This is a genomic window from Dermacoccus sp. PE3 (assembly GCF_001021715.1).
Classification (GTDB): Bacteria; Actinomycetota; Actinomycetes; order Actinomycetales; family Dermatophilaceae; genus Dermacoccus; species Dermacoccus abyssi.
In genome coordinates this window covers 849,351-866,914 of the sequence record NZ_LDCM01000001.1, presented here as the reverse complement: position 1 = coordinate 866,914, position 17,564 = coordinate 849,351, and the positions used below count along the sequence as shown (strand labels likewise).

Sequence of the window (17,564 nt, the reverse complement as noted above, 5' to 3'; positions counted from 1 at the left end):
GTCGGTCGTCGGGTCGTTCGTGCGTGGTTCGCCGGTGGGTGGTTCGTCGCGGCGCTCGCGGCTGCGGTCTCCGTCATCGCACGGCCGCCTCGAAGATCTGGCGTGCAGCGGGTGCGGCGACGGAGCCGGCCAGGGCTTCGACGCCCTGGTCTCCGCCGTTCTCGAGGACGATGGCGAGGGCGATCTTCGGGTCGTTGGCGGGCGCGAAACCGGTGAACCACAGGTCGGCGGCGTTCTTCGTGTCGCCCTGCGCGGTACCCGTCTTGCCGGCGACCTGGACGCCGGGGACGGCGGCCTGCTTACCGGTGCCGTTGTTGACGACGGCTTCCATCATCTCGGTGAGGGAGTCGGCGGTCTGCCCGGAGATCGGCTTGGCGCGCACCTTCGGGTCGGTCGACTTGATGACGTCGAGGTCGGAGTCGACGACGTTCTTCACGAGGTACGGCTGCATCTGGTTGCCCCCGTTGGCGATGGTGGCGGAGATCATCGCGATCTGCAGCGGCGTGACACGCACGTCGTACTGGCCGATGGCCGACATCGCCGTCTGGGGCTCGTTGAGCTGGGTCGGGAACGTGCTGGGCGTGACCCGCATCGGCACGCGCATGACGTCACCGAAACCGAACTTCTTGGCCTGGGAGGCGAGCTTGTCCTGGCCCAGGTCCATGCCGAGCTGGGCGAAGGCGGTGTTGCAGCTGATCTCGAGGGCGTGCACGAGGGTCGTCTCGTCGTTCGAGCCGCACGCGCGCCCGTCGTCGTTCGGCAACGAGTGCGTCGTCTGCGGCAGACGCAGGGTGGCCGGGCCGGGCAGCGTCGAGGACGACGAGTAGTCGCCGGATTCCAGGGCTGCGGCCGAGGTGACGAGCTTGAACGTCGAACCGGGCGGGTAGAGGTTGCCGCCGATGGTGCGGTTGACCATGGGCTGGTTGGCGGCCTGCGTCATCTGCGTCCACGCCCGCGTCACGCTCGCGGTGTCGTGCGAGGCGAGCGTGTTGGGGTCGTAGGACGGTGAGGTCACCATGGCGAGCACGGCGCCCGTCTTCGGGTCGAGCGCCACGACGGCGCCGCGGCGGTTGCCGAGGGCCTGCGCGGCGGCCTGTTGGATCTTGGGGTTGATCGTCAGCTCGAGGTTGGCGCCCTGCTTGGGCTTCCCGGTGACGACGTCGACGAGGCGGCGGTAGAACAGCGAGTCGCTCGTGCCCGTGAGCACTTCGTTCTCGGCACCTTCGAGGCCGCCGCCGTTGCCGTAGACGAGCGAGCTGTAGCCGGTGACGGGGGCGTAGAGGCTGCCGTTTGTGTACTGACGCTCGTAGACGTACTTGTCGTTCGACTTGCGGCTCGTGGCGATGGCCTTGCCGTCGACGAGGATCGAGCCGCGCTCGATCTTGTACCCGGCGTTGATGATGCGCGTGTTGCCCGGGCGGTTGTTGAGCGACTTGGCCTGCAGCACCTGGATGTAGCTCGCGGCGAGCAGGACGGAGCAGAACAGGGCTGCGACGACGAAGCCGAGACGTCGGATGGGCGTGTTCATCGAACCTTCACCACCTGGGTGTCGTCGCTTCCACGGGTCGGGTCGGTCTCGGCGACGCTCGGGCGCCGGGCCTGGTCGGAGATGCGCAGCAGCAGGGCGATGATGGCCCAGTTCGCGAGGAGCGAGCTACCACCGGCGGAGAGGAACGGTGTCGTCAGACCGGTGAGGGGTATGACGCGGGTGATGCCGCCGAGAACGACGAAGCACTGGAGGCACACGGAGAACGCGAGGCCGGTGGCGAGCAGCTTGCCGAAGCCGTCGCGGCAGGCGATGCCGATGCGCAGGCCGCGCTCGACGATGATGGCGAATAGCACGATCATCGCCATGATGCCGGCGAGACCGATCTCCTCACCGAAGCTCGACATGATGAAGTCGGAGTTCGCTTCGGAGTAGTTGAAGGTCGGGTAACCGCGGCCCAGGCCGGTGCCGGTGATGCCGCCGAACGCGAGGCCCATGAGGGAGCGCGCGACCTGGTCCGACTGGCCGGGCGTGAAGGGGTCGAGCCACAGCGCGACGCGGTTCTGGAAGTTCGCGAAGAGCAGGTAGGCCACGTAGCAGCCGGTGAAGAACAGGATGAGGCCGATGGCCACCCAGCTGCGCCGCTCGGTGGCGACGTAGAGCATCGCGACGAAGAGGCCGAAGAACAGCAGCGAGGTGCCGAGGTCCTTCTCGAAGACGAGGACGGCCAGGGACATGAGCCAGGCGAACATGATGGGGCCCATGTCGCGGGCACGCGGCAGGGGAAAGCCGAGGAAGCGCTTGCCGACGAGGGAGAGCGCGTCACGCGTCTGCACGAGGTAGCTGGCGAAAAAGATCGTCAGGAGGATCTTGGCGACCTCGCTCGGCTGGAAGCTGAGCGGGCCGATGTGGATCCAGATGCGGTTGCCGTTGATGTTCATACCGATGAACGGGAGCATCGGCATCATGAGCAGCGCGAGACCGGCTGCGGCGAACGTGAACGTGTAGCGTCGCAGCTTGCGGTGATCGCGGATGAGGAACAGCAGCGTGATGGCGGCGCCCACGGCGATCGTCGACCACATGAGCTGACGCAGCGCGGCGCCCTCCATGATGTCGCGGCCGCGGGCGACGTCGATGCGGTGGATCATGACGAGGCCGAGGCCGTTGAGCAGCGTCGCCGTCGGCAGGAGGACGGGGTCGGCGTAGCTCGCGACGATGCGCACGACGAGGTGGAACACGAGCGCGAGAACCCCGAGACCGATGCCGAGGGTCATGATGTCCGCCGGCAGCGTGCCGTCGATGGCGAGGCCGACGCTGGCGTAGGCGAACAGCACGACGACGACCGCGAAGCCGAGGAGGAAGAGCTCGGTGCCGCGTTTCGTGCCGGAGGTGGTGCGGGTGAGGCCGAGACTCACTGCTTGCACTCGCTTCCGTTCGGTGAGGCGGCGAGGCACTTCACCATCTCCGCCCGGAGACGTTCGACGGTGGCCGCGGCTTCCGAGTCGCTGGAGGCCTCGAGGCCGGCCTTGACCTTGGTGCGCCAGAACTCGGGCAGGTCGGCCGTCGGGATGTCCGTCTTCTCCTCCACATGGCTGAGCTCGAGCGGGCCGAAGCCGCCGTCGACGCCCTGGTGGATGGTGACTCGTCCGCCGGAATCCTTGACGAAGTACTGGCTCTGCGACCACGTCCAGCCCCAGATCGCGGCGACGGCGAGGGCCGCGAGGACGACCAGTGCGGCGATGGCGGCGTAGAACCGGCCGCGACGGCGGGGGCCGTCCTCGGCGAGCTGGGCGCCGCTGTGCTCCTCGGTCTCCTCGTCCTCGTCGTCGGAAACTTCGCGCGAGAGAGCGCGGGCCTTCTCGGCGGGCGTCTGGTCGCGCACCGGCACGGCCTCGGTGACGCCGTGTGCAACGGCGGCGCCGACGACGGCGGGCTTGCTCGAGAGGTCGAGCTCGTCGCTGTCGGCGACCTCGCCGACGACGACGGTGACGTTGTCGAGCGTCGAGGCCTTGAGGGCGATTTCGATGAGTTCGTCGGCGACGCGGTCGATCGGCTTGCCGGAGGTGAAGATCTCCTCGATCGTGCGGCCGCCGACGTAGTCCGACAGGCCGTCGGAGCACAGGAGGAAACGGTCGCCGATGCGGGCCTCGCGCAGCGAAAGGTCAGGAACGTCGTTCTCGCGGCCGGTGAGGACGCGGGTGACGAGGCTGCGCTGCGGGTGGTGGACGGCCTCGTCGGGGGTGATGCGGCCGGAGTCGAGCAGGCTCTGGACGAAGGAGTGGTCCTTCGTGATTTGCGTGAACTTGCCGTCACGCAGTTGGTAGGCGCGGCTGTCGCCGATGTTGGCCATGGCGAGCTGACGGCCGGCCTTCATGAGGACGATGAGCGTCGTGCCCATGCCTTCGCGGGTCGGGTCGGCGTCCATTTCGCTGCGCAGCTTCTCGTTGGCGAGGTGGATGCGGTCCGCGAGCTGGTCGAGGACGTCGTCCGCGCCGACGTCGTCACCGTCGAGGGGCACGATCTGGCCGACGACGGTGGAGCTGGCGATGTCACCGGCGGCGTGGCCGCCCATGCCGTCGGCGAGCACGAGCATCGTGTTGCTCGCGTAGCCGGAGTCCTCGTTGCGCTTCTTCGAGCCGAGGCCGACGTCGGAACGAGCGGCGAATCTCAGGGCGATGGGCATGGGGTCACTTCCTCAGCTCGAGGACGGTGCGGCCGATACGGATGCGGGTTCCCGCGTCGACGTGGACGTGCTCGCCGATGCGTTCGGCGCCGATGTACGTGCCGTTGGTGGAACCGAGGTCGTCGAGGTACCAGCCGTCGGCCTCGGGGTAGATGCGTGCGTGACGCCCGGAGGCGAAATCGTCGGACAGGACGAGAGAGCACTCGGGGTTGCGCCCGAGCAGGACGCCGGATTCGGTGAGCGGCAGCGTCGTGCCGCGCATGGCGCCCTCGATGACGGCCACGTGCGTCGGGCCCTTCTTCACGGCGCGCGGCGTCTTGGTGCCGCGCTCACGCGAGGAGGCGCGCGAGGCGCGTCCGCCACCGGTCTTCGCTCCGTAGAGGTCTCCGCGCAGGACGCCGACGACGGCGAACACGAAGAACCACAGGAGGGCGAGGAGGCCGATGCGGATGGCCGTCAGCGTCAGTTCGTTCACGTGCGGTCTCCCAGGTGGATCGTCATCGACGTGCGGCCCAGGGTGAGCCGGTCGCCGTCGTGGACGTGGGTGGAGTCGATGCGTTCACCGTTGACGTAGGTGCCGTTGGTGGAGGCGAGGTCGCGCGCGCTCATCACGAGGTGGGGGCCGTCGTGGGTGATGCGGATTTCGCTGTGGTTTCGGCTGACGCCCGGGTCGTCGATGATGATGTCGGCCTCGTCGTCGCGGCCGAGCACCGTGATGGCGCCCAGCAGCGGGTAACGCTGGCCGTCGATCTTGAGCCAGGGGCGCTCACGCGGCGAGACCGGGCGCGGCGGGCGTGCGCCGCCGCCGGCGGGGACGTGACGTGCCGTGGAGTCCTGCGGCTCCTCGGCCGGGGAGAAACCGGTGGGGTCGCCGTAGTCGTCATCGTCGTCCCACGCGAGGCCGCGGCCGGTGGCGCGGTTGTCGGGGTGGGCGTCGTCGAAGCCGTTGCCGTAGTCGTTGTTGTCATACGCGTCGTCGGCGTACCCGTTGTCGACGTCGTGGCCGGCGCGCTCGTCGCCACGCTCGTCGGCGAAGCCGTCGTACTCGTCGTGGCCGTCGTGTGCGTCGTGCTCCTGACGGCGCGGCGCGTCCGACCCGGCAGCGTCCCACGAGTAGGCGCCGCCGAGGCTCGAGGCCGCACGGTTGGTGTTGCCCTCGAAGGGGTCCTCGGCGTGTGCGCGGTCGTCGTAGCCGTAGTTGCCGCTGGTGCCGTGTGCCTGACGGTCGTCGCGGCGGATGTCTTCGCGCGGTTCACGCGGCTGGGGCTGCTCGTCCGGTGCCGGCTGCGCGGCGTCGTCGGGGGCGTAGCCGGTGAGGTAGTCCTTGATGCGCGAGGCGAAGCTGCGGCCGGCGGGCGCTGCAGCGCCTGCGCCTGCGGCGGTTCCGGCGGCAGCTGCGGCCGGGCGGGCGGCGTCGCGGCCGGGGCGGGGCCCGCGGTTGGAGGAGTCGTGCGAGTTGCGCTCGTCCTGTTGGTTGCGGGGACGGACGTTCGCGCGCTGGTGCGCGAGGGCTTCGGCGGCCTTTGCGGTGGCGGGGCGCAGGCGGAAGACGCCGGTCTCGAGGCTCTCGGATTCCTGCAGGACGATGGTGAACGGGCCGCCGGGCGAGTAGCGCTGCTCGTCGGCGTGCTCCTGGGCGCTCGCGATGAGCTCGTCGTCGAGTTCGTCACCCCAGGCCGAGAGGCGGTCGTAGTCGGTGGGGGAGAGCTCGATCGTGAAGAGGTTGGGCACGATGGGGCGCTTGCCGCGGCCGACGGAGGCTGCGCGGTCGTCCATGGCGCGGCGGATGCCGGAGGCGATCTCGACCGGCTGCACCTCGCTCTTGAAGGCGCGGGCGAAGGCGCCGTTGACACCTTGTTCGAGTTTGCTCTCGAGCTTGTCGAACAACCCCATGGGTGCCTCCTCGTTGTGTCGTGGCCGGCGTGGATGCCGGTGGGCCTCACGGCCTTCGACTCCCCTCGCGGCGCGGTGGTTCCGTCGGTGGGCGGCCTGTGCGTCGGTGGTGTGCGGGCAGCACGCCGGTCTGGTCGGGTGAACCAGGGATTCGATCGTAGCCGTCGGCCATGGGGAACCGCTGAATTCCTGCCCTCCGCGCGTGCCTGTGGGCCTGCTGAGGAGCCGGTTCGCCGCCCGGTCCGGTGGCCGGGGCGACGCGCGCCCCGCCGATTTGGCGAACCGTGTGGCGGTAGGGAATGATAGGTGAGCACTCGCGCGAGTGGCGGAACGGCAGACGCGCTGGCTTCAGGTGCCAGTGTCCGAAAGGGCGTGGGGGTTCAAATCCCCCCTCGCGCACGCGGGACAGTTCGGTTAACTAGTCGGATGTGTTCGGAAAACTACGCCAGTTGGGCCCTCATCCTCATCGGGATGAGGGCCCAACTGTGTTTCAGCGGCGCATCGCGGTGTGATTGTGGCTGTTTGGTCAGGCCAACCCACGCGGTCAGCCAGGTTCGGTGTCACCTATCCGTGCAGCAGTCGCCGACGCCTCCCCCGTCCACCACACCCTGGCCCCGGTGTCAACGCGCTTCAGTCTTGAACCGGCTTACCGTCCGCTTCCCCGGACGCCCTTCGTTTGCGCTTGTATTCGCGGCTGCGTCGATTGTGTTCGGTCTTGCATTCGTTACACCGGCACCCGCTGTCGTATCGCAGGGAGGTGCCGTGGCGACCGAGCTGACGTCCTTCGGAGCGGACCTTGCTCATGTAGGCGGCGTGTGCCACACGGTTGGCCTCGCGGCAGGGCTCGCACCGGCATCCGCAATTGCCGTAGCCGTTCGAGGTTCCGTGTCGCGGGTCATCTGGCGTCAGGGGCACGCAGTGCATCCTAAGGCGCCAATTTCGCGATAGTGTGGCGATATGACAATGGAAGCGACCCTCATCCCGTTTCCCGCCGCTGCGCGCCCTCGCGTAGCTGAGTTCTTCGCGGGTGTCGGGCTGGCGCGCATGGGCTTGGAGCGCGCCGATTTCGAGGTGGTGTGGGCCAACGATCTCGAAGAGTTCAAGCACAACATGTATGCGGGTCACTTCCAGGACGACGGCACTCACGAGTTTGTCGTCGGTGACGTGGCGAACGTCGCGGGAGACGACGTGCCGGATGTTGACCTCGCGTGGTCGTCGTTCCCTTGCACCGATTTGTCGCTCGCAGGCAACCGCGCGGGTCTGGCAGGCAAGCACTCGTCGACCTTCTACCAATTCACCCGAGTGCTCGATGAGATGGGTGAACGCCGCCCGGAGGTCGTCGCCCTAGAGAACGTCACCGCCCTCGCCAACAGCCACGGCGGAGAAGACCTGGCGGCAGCGGTGCGAGAACTCAACAGGCTCGGCTATTCCGTGGACGTGCTCGCCCTGGATGCTCGCCGTTTCGTGCCACAGTCGCGGCCGCGCATCTTCCTCGTCGCAGCAATGAACCCGCCAGAGGACTCGCCCGAACCGAACTCGGAGCTGCGCCCCGACTGGCTTCAAGGGGTCTTCGGTGACCCGTCCCTGAGGACCCACCGGGCGGCGCTGCCTGCGCCGCCCGCACCGAGAACAGCCGGCCTCAGCGATTACGTCGAAGACATCTCCGCCGCCGACGCGCGTTGGTGGGACACAGAACGGACGAAGAAGTTTCTCGACTCCCTTTCGGAGGCTCAGGAAGCACGTCTGCTCGGCCTGCGCGACGCACGCACCGTCAGTTACCGCACTGCGTACAGACGCACGCGCAACGGTTCGCCAGTGTGGGAGATACGCGCCGACGACATCAGCGGTTGCTTACGAACTGCCAGGGGAGGCTCGTCAAAGCAGGCCGTCGTTCGTGCTGGGCACGGACGTGTCCAGGTGCGCTGGATGACCGCGCGCGAATACGCGCGGCTCATGGGTGCGGGTGACTACACCCTCGACGGCCTGCGAGACTCTCACATCCTGTTCGGTTTCGGAGATGCGGTGTGCGTTGATGCCGTAGCTTGGCTTAGCCAGCACTACCTCATGCCCCTCACGCGAAAGAAGGCGGACGAGAGGCATCTCCCCGTCTACTTGGAGGCGTCCCATGGCTGACCGCGGTAACGAGGCGTCCAAGAAATCTACGAAGCCTAAGAAGCCTCGGAAGCCGACGCGAAAGTCCTTGCCTGCGAGGGATGTTCAAGAGTTTCGTGAGAACCTCGCAAAGCTGTTGTCCGTTAAGGACGACGAAGGGCGTAAATGGGCGGACGCACGGTGGGGTGTCTACGCGTTCTATGACTATGAGGGCGAGCCGATCTACGTCGGGCAGTCGAATGAGCAGTTGCGCGTTCGCGTCCAGCGGCACTTGACCAACCAGCGCACGGATGCGGTTGCCATGCGCATCCTCGACCTCTTCGAAGTGGCCGAGGTCGCCCTTTGGCCCCTGTGGGAGTACGAGGAGGTCAAGAAGCCCCGCTCGAATAGCGAAGATCAGGAAGCCTCGGCCCGCTATAAGGCCGCGATCGCTCACCTCAACGCGCTTGAATACTCGGTATATCTCGACTCCATTGAGAACTCGCGCTTCAAGGCCATCCTCAACGAGAAGATCCCCCCGGTCTCCGAGCGGATCGCACTCCCCGCGTCCCTGCGGCGTGATGTCATCAGCCAGGAAATGCGTGAGGAGCGCGGACACGAGGACATCCGTATCGAACGACGAGCTGAGACGATCTCGCGTTTAGCGTCGGTCGCCCGTGAGCGCGGCGAGGTATCCGATGGTCTCCGACGTGTCCTCGTCATTCAGGCCGTGCGTCTCGCCTACCTCGCCTCGACCCGTCTTGCCCAGGTGGAGGGCCGGGAGTTGCCCAGCCCTGATGTGATCGACATGGAGGCGCTGGTCGGCAGCGTTCTTGTGGAGCTGTCAGACCCCACGGGCGCGAAGGAGGACGCGAACGACGCGAGCCTGGGTGACGAGTCAGATGGGGACGATCCAGACGCTGCATGACGAGGCGTTGATCTTCACGGTCACCGTCACGATGGGTGAGACAATCAGGGGATATGGCCACGCAGCGGCACGCCGCGCCTCGGCGAGGACTGCTAGCGGAAAAGCTGATGCGGAGTCGTCCCGTATCTACAGAATCCCCAACTCCGGCGCTCCGGCAGTCTTACGCTGCCGCCATGACCGCTAACGAGCCCTCCCGTTACGGCGATCCCGTGCGCTACGCAGACGGAGCAGCCCTCACAGTCGAAGCGCGCGACGGGCTCGTCCAACTCGTCACCCGCGCGCCGGACGGCGCACACCGCCAAGGCGTCGAACTCGCCCCGTCCGAGGCCCAGCAACTCGGCCAAGCCCTCATCGCCGCAGCCTTTGCGTCGAGGCCCCAGAGTGGGGCCACTCCGAGTCGTCCGGGGCTCGCGACGTGAAGGATTCAAACATCGCGCCGCTCAGGGTGACTGAACGCAGCAAACAGCTCGCCCCAGTCGGTCTCGATCTGGCCGTAAAGCGTGTTCGCGCCTACTGCACAAACTTGGCCAGCGGATGGTCCGCATACGACCTAGCAGGCATTCACGCTCGCCGACAGGGCCACTTCGAACAGGTCAGCGCGTGGGACATCCTTCTCGCGGGACTCATGAACGCGCGCCCCACCCTGAAAGAAGTCATCCTCTTCGACATCTCGCAGCGCGAGAGGTTCGCCCAGCGTGTCGCCGCGGTCCCCGCCAAGCTTCCCTTAGCGGACATGAATGATGCTCAGCTAAGGTCCGTCGCGGAATTGTGCGCGTTCGGATTCAAGGGAGCATGGGGACCAACCGTTACAAAGGTGGCTGCCCTCTACCGCCCAGCCGCGGTTCCGATTCTCGATGGCCACCTGTCCGTCATATTCGGATTCGGCTCCGACGGCTTCACTCGAAAAGGGACCCGCAGGGAACCATCGCGCACGGAACGCATTACCATCGCCCTCGACGAACTCCGCAGTGCCCTCAACGACCAGCGGGACTGGATCAGCGCGCTACGCGAAGCTGTCATCGATCTGCCTGGGACCGACAGCATCAGCGACATTCGTCTACTGGACATCGTGCTTTGGACCAGCTGGGACGACGAACGGGGCTACCGGGACAAGGAGCGTCCCCGGTCCCTCTGGCAAGACCGCCCCGAGGGGAGGCCGATCAGCCTCGACTACATGCGGCCCACTCCCATTCCGGGCTATGTGGACGCAAGCGAAGGCGGTCCAGGAGACACTGGTGGAGTCTCTCCATGGGGCTCGGCGTGAAGTCTGAGTGGGCACGGCGACTCGAGCGCGTCAGTCGCTTGACCTCACGAACGCTTCAACGGGCCCGGTGATGGCACGCGCCAGGTGGCCCTCCACGGGACCCTCAGCCGCGGTGTAGATCAACACGATGGACCTTCGCGTTACCAGTGCCAGTGGCTCCGATGGCGGTGGCCAGGAAGGTGGTTGGGCCAGTCGACGCTTCCTCCGCCCCCTGACCCGCCGGGGGAGCTTCCGGGGGCACTGTCATTGGTGATGGGCTCCTTCTCGCCGGTGCCTTTGACGATGAAGTAGATGTTTCGACCAGGACGAATGGACTGTCCCGGAGTCGGGTAAGTGGCCGTCACCGTGCCGCCGCTGATGCACTCCTTCAACCCCTTGACCGGTGCCAGCTCCGCAGCCGTCATGGGTGTGTTCGGCCCATAGGGGCCGGAGAAGCTCGGCTCCGTATCTGTCCATGACTCCGTGCCCTTGGCGCATAGCACCACCAACCTATCGTTGGGGAGGCCAGAGAACGGGCCCTCGATGGAACCCGACGACGGTGCGTCCTGCCCGAGCATGTTCGGCATAGTCCTATGGGACAGATACCACTTCGCTTCGTCAGGAAAAAGAACTGTGACCGCGATTGATTGTCCAGCCTTCGCTGGGAGACCTTCTGCAAGCGACGACGTCACTACCGTCCACTCATCATGATCGCCGGCCTCGATCCGATACCCTTCCTGAGCGCCATGCTTGAACGTCAGCTTGACCCCCGCCTGCTTAGCGGCAGCTTCTGCTGCATCGAGTGGCTGTCCGACGACCCTCGGCATGACCTTCACAGCTGGCTTCGATGTCGATGACACCGTCTTCGTTGTGGCTGCGTCCGCGTCCTTGTGCTCTGTGAGGTTGCCCCAGGCGCTGAGTGCGCAGACGACACCGAGGCCAGTGAGGACTTTGTGACGCCGCACCCAGCTACGTCGAGCAGGGGCAGGCGAGGGATGGGCCGAACTCATGCGCGGGAGTCCTCTTGTGGGGCGGGAGACGAAGAGCGTCGAGGCGTTAAGAGTACGTGACCCACGTCCTCTCCAGCCCAGCGCCGGTTGGGGTCGTGTCCGAGCCTTGGCGGAGGCCGCAAAGCCACCGCGCCGAGTCGCCCGCGAAGGGAGACCATTCGAGGAATGACAGGCGCGGGGGAAATTTGTCCAAGGTGGAGGGGAAACGCCTCCAGACTGAGCAGCGGAAGGCCGGTGCTGGTGCCGGAAACGGAGTTTCCGGAACTGTCCACGCGGGGTAGTTCACGAAATGTGTGGACTTGATTTCATTAATCCCGGCCCGAGAGAAATCTCGGGCCGGGATTAGTGCTTTTTCAGGGGTGCAAGGGCGTTCTTGAGGGGTTTGCCGGGGTGTGAGGGGTCGTCCGTGCGTGAGGTGTGGGGTGTCGGGGGCTATTGCTGATGGGCGTGGTCAGCTGTGTGGTTGGGTCTTGTGGTGTGTGGCGCGGGGGCACCACCTAACAGCAGTCACGAATATCTCGAGAACTCCTCTGGATCCCCGAGGAGTGCGTCCCCACGGGGCCGTATGGGCGAACCAGATTACTGCTTCGGGGCCGTTATGCCGTGGAAGATGAATTCGGTGTAACCCAGCTCGGGGAAGTAATCGTCAGTCTTGACCCAGAGTGCGACCGGCGCTGCCGCTGGTACTTCATACGTGCTGTACACGTCGATCGAGGAGCCGGGACTGATGACCTGAGCGGTGTTGTCCGAGATGAGGTCTTCATCGGTATAGCCTGCTTCGACTTCGAGCTCGTTGAGGTTCGGTCCGCCGTAAGCATTGAACAGGGACGAGAAACTATCGAGCTGGATGGTGTCTTGGCCTTCGTTACTAATAGTTAGACGCACCGTCATCAGCGAGGTTCCCTTGCCGTACTTCCCGTCGGCGCGAGTCTGGGGCGCGTGGGCGCTGGCGGCGCTCTTGAACGTAACCCGCAACCCGTTGGGGTAGGACACGAACCGGCCATCAGAAGTGTTGACGTCGCCGCCGAGGTCGATGCCTTCGAGAACCTCGCCGGTGATGCCCTGTTCGGCGTAGGAGTTGCGCAGCTTCGTGACGAGCGGATGCTCCGACGCCGACGGCGAGGCCGACTTTGATGGTGACGACGTGGGGGCCGTGGGCGGCGAGGTCGCTCCCGAGCGTTCCTGCGTGGTCGCCGTGCCCGACGAGGGTGTCTTGTCGGAGTCTGACGAAGGGGAGCAGCCCGCGAGGAGTAGTGCCGCGGTGATCACGCACGAGCTGAGGCTGGTGCGCAGGGAGATGGCCTTCATGGAGTTACTTGCTTTCAGTCGATCCAGTTGTAGGGCTAAGACTGCGGGTTGCAACCGCTCTTGTCACAGATTTCGGGCGGGTCTTTTCACGTTCGTTACCGTGCAGGGCGGGCTAGTCGTCCTGAACTTTCTGTAACGGTGCGTAGGAACGTGCAAGACACGGATCAACGATGTCGGAGAACCGTAGTTTGGCGCACGTCCAAAGGCTTCAGAGGGGTTAGCCACGTCAGTCGCTTCCCTCCGTCGAACTCCTACTAGTAGGCGATCCATGACTACCGCCACTGGTGGTGTGGGCGAGGACGGCGGCCGCGAGGACGGGGGCAAAGGTGTTCTTCACGGGAGCGATGTACTGAGCCCATCCGTGGGCGTGCTGATGGGGTCCACACTCGACGAAGATGGCTTCCGTTCGTCGGGTGGGCGGGCCCGCATCATCGCGAGATAACCTCGTCGCGCGTGTGACTCATCAGACGAAAACTATTGCCCCGCAAGGCGCTAGACTAAAGTTGGACAAACGTCCAGATAATCGACGGGGTGCTTCATCCCGCGGCGAGAGGCGGCTGTGCCATGCGTGGACAGCTAGTGACAAACGGTCGGAACTCCGGGCTCTGCTCGCGGTGTGAAGCGTTTCCTGCGGGGCACGGGCGCCACCATGGTGGCCCTCGCAGCGGTGATGTCGTCGATGTGGATCGTGTTCGCGCTCGTCTACAAGCTGGTCACCTGGATACGAACGGGCCGCTTCTACTGGCTCGGTGCACCGACGCCCATCGGGTATTTCAACAAGGCCGTTCTCGCCCTCCTGGTTTTCCTCACGACGGTCGGCCTCGTCCTGGCTGTCGCGGGCGAGATCTTTCGCCTGCGCATGGGACTGCGTTCGGCGCGAACAGGCCGTGAGCCGCAGCCCAGCGACCCGTCGTTTCCGCACGCCGAGAGCTTGTCGATGTCGTCGACGTCGCGGCTACGTCCGCCGTCTACCTGAGCGAGGGACACGGCTCAGGAACTGACGGCGGGGGCCCTCCGAAATCGGAAGGCCCCCACCGGCGTCAGGCGAGGATCGGTCAGTCGAGCGGCTTGAGTTCGCCGAGCACCTCGTTGAAGCCCTCTGTGCTCGAGGGGTGCGTCCAGATGCCGTCGCGCAGGTCCGAGACCTTCGCGCCCAGGCGCATCGCGAGCGCCACGAAGTTGATGAGCTCCTGCGAGTCGATGCTGAACACCGTCGCACCGAGGATCTCCTCGGTCTCGGCGTCGACGAAGACCTTGAACAGGCCACGCGTGTCGCCGACGATCTTCGGGCGCGACATCGCCGCGATCTTCTCCACCGGCTTCGACGCCACGAGTACCTTGCGGCCGCTCTCGCGCACCTGCTTCTCGTTCATGCCCACCATCGACAGCGGCGGCGTGATGAACGTCGAATTCGGCACCGCGACGCGGTCGCTGCGGCGACGCGTGCCGTCACCGACGATGGCGTCCCACACGATGCGGTTGTCGTCGAGCGAGATGTACGTGAACTGCGGGCCGCCGTTCACGTCACCCACCGCGTAGACACCCTCGACGGACGTCTGCAGCTGGTCGTCGACCTCGATGAAGCCGCGCTCGTTGGTGTTGATGCTGGCGGCGTCGAGGCCGAGTTCCTTCGTCGCAGGCGTGCGGCCCGCCGCGACGAGCACGGCGTCCGCCTCGAACTCACCGGCGCTGGAACGCGCGACGACGGCGTCAGCGGTTTCGGAAAACTCCTCCACCTTCACGCCGGACTCGACACGGATGCCCTCGGCCTTGAGCGCGTCGAGGACGGCCTCGGCGACGTCGCGGTCGACGGCGGGCAGGAATGTGTCGCCACCGTCGAGCACCGTCACCTCCGAGCCGAAGTGGGCGAACATGTTCGCGAACTCTAGGCCCACGAACCCGCCGCCGATGACGACGAGGCGCTTCGGGAAGGGCTCGACGTGCTGGATCGTCGTCGAGTCGTAGATGCGGTCGCCGTCAGCCCCCGGAATGGGCAGGCGCGCCGGCGTGGCACCCGTGCCGACGATGATCTTCGACGCCGTGACGCTGACCTCGCCGTCAGCGGTGTCGATGCTCACCTCGTGCGGACCGACGAAGCGCGCCGTGCCGTCGATGAGGGTCACGTTCGGCTTCTCGAGCATCGCGTGATTGGCCGCGTTGAGCTTGCTGATCAGCGCGTCACGGCCCGCGACGGACTGCGCGAAGTACTCGGCCGGGTCGTCGCTCTCACGGCGCTGCTCGGCGGAGACGACGAGATCCTTCGTCGGAACACACGCGATGTTGATGCAGGTGCCGCCGTACATCGTGGGGGAGCGCTCCACGAGCGCCACCGAGTGCCCGGCCGCCGCGTACCGCCCGGCGAGCGTCTTGCCCGCCTTGCCCCAACCGATGACCAGAAGGTCGACGTCCACTGAGTGCTCCTTCACCTTGCGCGCTCATGTTCTGCCGTCATTGGCCGGAACGAGCCATCGACGTCGGATATTTCGCGTCGTGCACCGGTTCAGGACGAACGTCCGTGAGTTCGCTCAAACTCCACCGACGAGTCCGAACCGGTCGGTAGCGTGGCGTGGGTCACGTCGGACGGAAGGAAACGCCATGACCAACGAAACCACCCCCGAGGTGCTCGACGTCGTCGTCATCGGCGCCGGCCTCTCCGGAATCGGCGCGGGTTACCGCCTCACCGAGCGCATGCCCGACCTCAAGTACGCGATCCTCGAACGCCGCCCATCGCTCGGCGGCACCTGGGATCTGTTCCGCTACCCCGGTATCCGTTCCGACTCCGACATGTACACGCTCGCCTACCCCTTCGAACCGTGGCAGCACGAGCGCGCCATCGCTGCGGGCAGCGACATCCTCGACTACATCAAGCACACCGCGACGAAGTACGGCATCGACGAGCACATCCGCTACGAGCACGAGGTCGTGCGCGCCGACTGGTCGAGCGAGGACGCCCTGTGGACGCTCACCGTCCGCACCGCCGACGGCGAGCAGGAGGTGCGTACCCGCTTCGTCTACGCCTGCAGCGGCTACTACTCCTACGACGAGCCGTACAAGGCCGACATCCCGGGTATCGACGACTTCGGTGGCACGGTCATCCACCCCCAGTTCTGGCCGGCCGATCTCGACGTCACGGGCAAGCGCATCACCGTCATCGGCTCGGGTGCCACCGCCATCACCCTTGTGCCGGCGCTCGCAGACGCCGGCGCCGACGTGACGATGCTGCAACGCACCCCGAGCTTCGTGCTCGGCCAGCCCGGCCGCGACCCTCTCAACCGCCTCCTGCGCGGACGAGTGAGCGACGAGCGTCGTCACGCGATCCTGCGCAACAAGAACGTCTTCCTCCAGTGGGGCTCCTACCAGTTCGCCCGTCGCGCCCCGAAACTCGCCACCAGAGCACTGCGTGCCGGTGTGCGTATGAGCGCCGGCACGAGTCACGTGGACAACTTCACCGCGCCGTACAACCCGTGGGATCAGCGCCTGTGCCTCGTGCCCGACGCCGACCTGTTCAAGGTGATCAAGAAGGACGGCGCCCACGTCGTCACCGACACGATCGAACGTGTCGAGGCCGGTGGCATCCGCACCACGTCGGGCACGTTCATCGACGCCGACATCATCGTGACGGCCACCGGCCTCTCCCTCGAGATGCTCGGCGGCGCCGAGGTGTTCGTCGACGGCGACAAGGTCGACCTCTCCGAGCGCCTCGCCTACCGCGGCTGCATGCTCGAAGGTGTGCCGAACGTCGGCATGTGCGTGGGCTACATCAACGCGTCGTGGGGGCTGCGCAGCGATCTGTCCAACCGCTTCATCGCGCGCGTCGTCGAGCACATGAAGTCCACCGGGCAGGACATCGCGACGCCCACGGCACCCCCCGGCCTCGAGCGAGCACCCCTGCTCGAGATGGACTCCGGCTACCTCCAGCGCGGCGCCGCGCTCATGCCGCGCAAGGCGAAGACTCCGCCGTGGACGATGCGCCAGGACTACCTCGCCGAAGCCCGCGAGATGAAGAACCCGCCCGTCACGACGGACATGCGGTACTCGCGCCGTGGTGAGCCGGTGGCAGCGACGCCGACCTCCGACGGCGCCGAGGCCAGTGCGCGATGAAGCTGGGACGCTCGTCGTCTGGGCCGAAGACGATGCTCGTCACCGGCGCGGGCGCCGGCATCGGCCGGTCGATCACCCGCCGGTTCGCCACGGCCGGATGGCGAGTGGCCGCCTGTGACATCGACCTCGCCGCCGTCGAGGCGCTCGCGAGCGAACTCGGTGCGAACGTCGTCGCCTACGAACTCGACGTCGTCGACCCCGCAGGCTGGCAGCGCGTGCTCGGTGAGTTCTGCGGCGACGGCGGGCTCGACCTGCTTGTCAACAACGCCGGCATCGTCTCGCCGGGTTACTTCGTCGACGTGCCGCTCGGTGCGCACCTGGCTGCGGTCGACGTCAACCTCAAGGGCGTGATGACGGGCTGCCACACGGCGTACCCGTATCTGCGCCGCGGCAATTCGCCACAGGTGGTCAACCTGGCGTCGGCGTCTGCGCTCTACGGTCAGGCCGAGCTCGCCGGGTACTCCGCGACGAAGTTCGGTGTGCGCGGGTTGAGTGAAGCGCTCGACCTCGAGTGGTCACGTGACGGCATTCGCGTCCAGGCCATCTGGCCGCTGTTCGTCGCGACCGCGATGACCGAGAACATGGACATCGGCACTGTGAACCGCATGGGCGTGCGGCTCGGACCGGACGACGTTGCGGCGGCTGTGTGGAAGGCGGTCAACCGCCCGCGGATGTTCGACGCGGTGCGCTCGATCCACCGGCCGGTCGGTGCGAACACGACGGTGTCGATGCTCGCGACGGCCGTCAGCCCGTCGTGGATCCAGCGTCACATCAACGGGTACCTGGCGCGGCGCTGACGTCTTGGTGCGCGAGGGCGCGGC

At 66.4% G+C, this 17,564-nt stretch carries 15 protein-coding genes and 1 tRNA gene; 8 read left to right on the top strand and 8 right to left on the bottom strand.

Annotated elements, in window-relative coordinates; genetic code table 11:
* Positions 1-73 precede the first annotated feature (73 nt).
* Genes AA983_RS04140 through AA983_RS15765 form a run of 5 tightly spaced genes read right to left on the bottom strand, consistent with a single transcriptional unit; the run spans position 74 to position 6,062 of the window.
* On the bottom strand, positions 74-1,528 hold the full coding sequence (locus AA983_RS04140) for a penicillin-binding protein 2 (protein ID WP_047310843.1): 1,455 nt from the start codon (positions 1,526-1,528) through the stop codon (positions 74-76).
* Positions 1,525-2,901, bottom strand: coding sequence for an FtsW/RodA/SpoVE family cell cycle protein (locus AA983_RS04135; protein WP_047310842.1), 1,377 nt, complete (start codon positions 2,899-2,901; stop codon positions 1,525-1,527). The genes AA983_RS04140 and AA983_RS04135 overlap by 4 nt, the downstream gene beginning before the upstream one ends.
* Positions 2,898-4,169: a PP2C family serine/threonine-protein phosphatase gene (locus tag AA983_RS04130; protein WP_047310841.1), complete on the bottom strand. Its 1,272-nt coding sequence runs from the start codon at positions 4,167-4,169 to the stop codon at positions 2,898-2,900. The genes AA983_RS04135 and AA983_RS04130 overlap by 4 nt, the downstream gene beginning before the upstream one ends.
* A gap of 4 nt (positions 4,170-4,173) precedes the next feature.
* Positions 4,174-4,644: an FHA domain-containing protein gene (locus tag AA983_RS04125; protein ID WP_047310840.1), complete on the bottom strand. Its 471-nt coding sequence runs from the start codon at positions 4,642-4,644 to the stop codon at positions 4,174-4,176.
* On the bottom strand, positions 4,641-6,062 hold the full coding sequence (locus AA983_RS15765; RefSeq protein ID WP_231579513.1) for a DUF3662 and FHA domain-containing protein: 1,422 nt from the start codon (positions 6,060-6,062) through the stop codon (positions 4,641-4,643). Before AA983_RS15765 ends, AA983_RS04125 begins: the two co-directional genes overlap by 4 nt.
* Before the next feature lie 316 nt (positions 6,063-6,378).
* Between AA983_RS15765 and AA983_RS04110 the strand changes: the two genes are divergently transcribed.
* The 5 genes from AA983_RS04110 (at position 6,379) to AA983_RS04090 (ending at position 10,345) form a co-directional block, all read left to right on the top strand.
* A tRNA-Leu gene (locus tag AA983_RS04110) sits at positions 6,379-6,461 on the top strand.
* Between the two features lie 558 nt (positions 6,462-7,019).
* Entirely contained in the window at positions 7,020-8,195 is a 1,176-nt protein-coding gene (locus AA983_RS04105) for a DNA cytosine methyltransferase (protein WP_047310839.1), read from the top strand.
* Positions 8,188-9,081 (top strand): GIY-YIG nuclease family protein, encoded by an 894-nt coding sequence (locus AA983_RS04100; protein WP_197078936.1) that lies wholly within the window; start codon positions 8,188-8,190, stop codon positions 9,079-9,081. Before AA983_RS04105 ends, AA983_RS04100 begins: the two co-directional genes overlap by 8 nt.
* A gap of 173 nt (positions 9,082-9,254) precedes the next feature.
* Positions 9,255-9,500 carry a hypothetical protein gene (locus AA983_RS04095; RefSeq protein WP_156170165.1) on the top strand — a complete coding sequence of 82 codons (246 nt, stop codon included), beginning with the start codon at positions 9,255-9,257 and terminating at the stop codon, positions 9,498-9,500.
* Positions 9,497-10,345: a DUF6308 family protein gene (locus AA983_RS04090; protein WP_156170163.1), complete on the top strand. Its 849-nt coding sequence runs from the start codon at positions 9,497-9,499 to the stop codon at positions 10,343-10,345. Before AA983_RS04095 ends, AA983_RS04090 begins: the two co-directional genes overlap by 4 nt.
* Before the next feature lie 140 nt (positions 10,346-10,485).
* On the opposite strand, the gene AA983_RS15425 is transcribed toward AA983_RS04090, so the two are convergent.
* Together AA983_RS15425 and AA983_RS04085 are read right to left on the bottom strand one after the other, a co-directional pair.
* A complete protein-coding gene (locus AA983_RS15425) occupies positions 10,486-11,160 on the bottom strand; it encodes a hypothetical protein (protein WP_156170161.1) in 675 nt (224 codons plus the stop codon).
* 753 nt (positions 11,161-11,913) lie between these two features.
* Positions 11,914-12,642, bottom strand: coding sequence for a hypothetical protein (locus AA983_RS04085; protein ID WP_047310836.1), 729 nt, complete (start codon positions 12,640-12,642; stop codon positions 11,914-11,916).
* A gap of 616 nt (positions 12,643-13,258) precedes the next feature.
* On the opposite strand from AA983_RS04085, the gene AA983_RS04080 reads away from it, so the two are divergent.
* Positions 13,259-13,618, top strand: coding sequence for a hypothetical protein (locus AA983_RS04080; RefSeq protein ID WP_047310835.1), 360 nt, complete (start codon positions 13,259-13,261; stop codon positions 13,616-13,618).
* 79 nt (positions 13,619-13,697) lie between these two features.
* Here AA983_RS04080 and AA983_RS04075 read toward each other — a convergent pair whose 3' ends face one another.
* On the bottom strand, positions 13,698-15,053 hold the full coding sequence (locus tag AA983_RS04075; RefSeq protein ID WP_047310834.1) for an NAD(P)/FAD-dependent oxidoreductase: 1,356 nt from the start codon (positions 15,051-15,053) through the stop codon (positions 13,698-13,700).
* 184 nt (positions 15,054-15,237) lie between these two features.
* Between AA983_RS04075 and AA983_RS04070 the strand changes: the two genes are divergently transcribed.
* Positions 15,238-16,743 carry an NAD(P)/FAD-dependent oxidoreductase gene (locus AA983_RS04070; protein ID WP_047310833.1) on the top strand — a complete coding sequence of 502 codons (1,506 nt, stop codon included), beginning with the start codon at positions 15,238-15,240 and terminating at the stop codon, positions 16,741-16,743.
* Entirely contained in the window at positions 16,740-17,540 is an 801-nt protein-coding gene (locus tag AA983_RS04065) for an SDR family oxidoreductase (RefSeq protein ID WP_052946846.1), read from the top strand. Before AA983_RS04070 ends, AA983_RS04065 begins: the two co-directional genes overlap by 4 nt.
* Positions 17,541-17,564 lie beyond the last annotated feature (24 nt).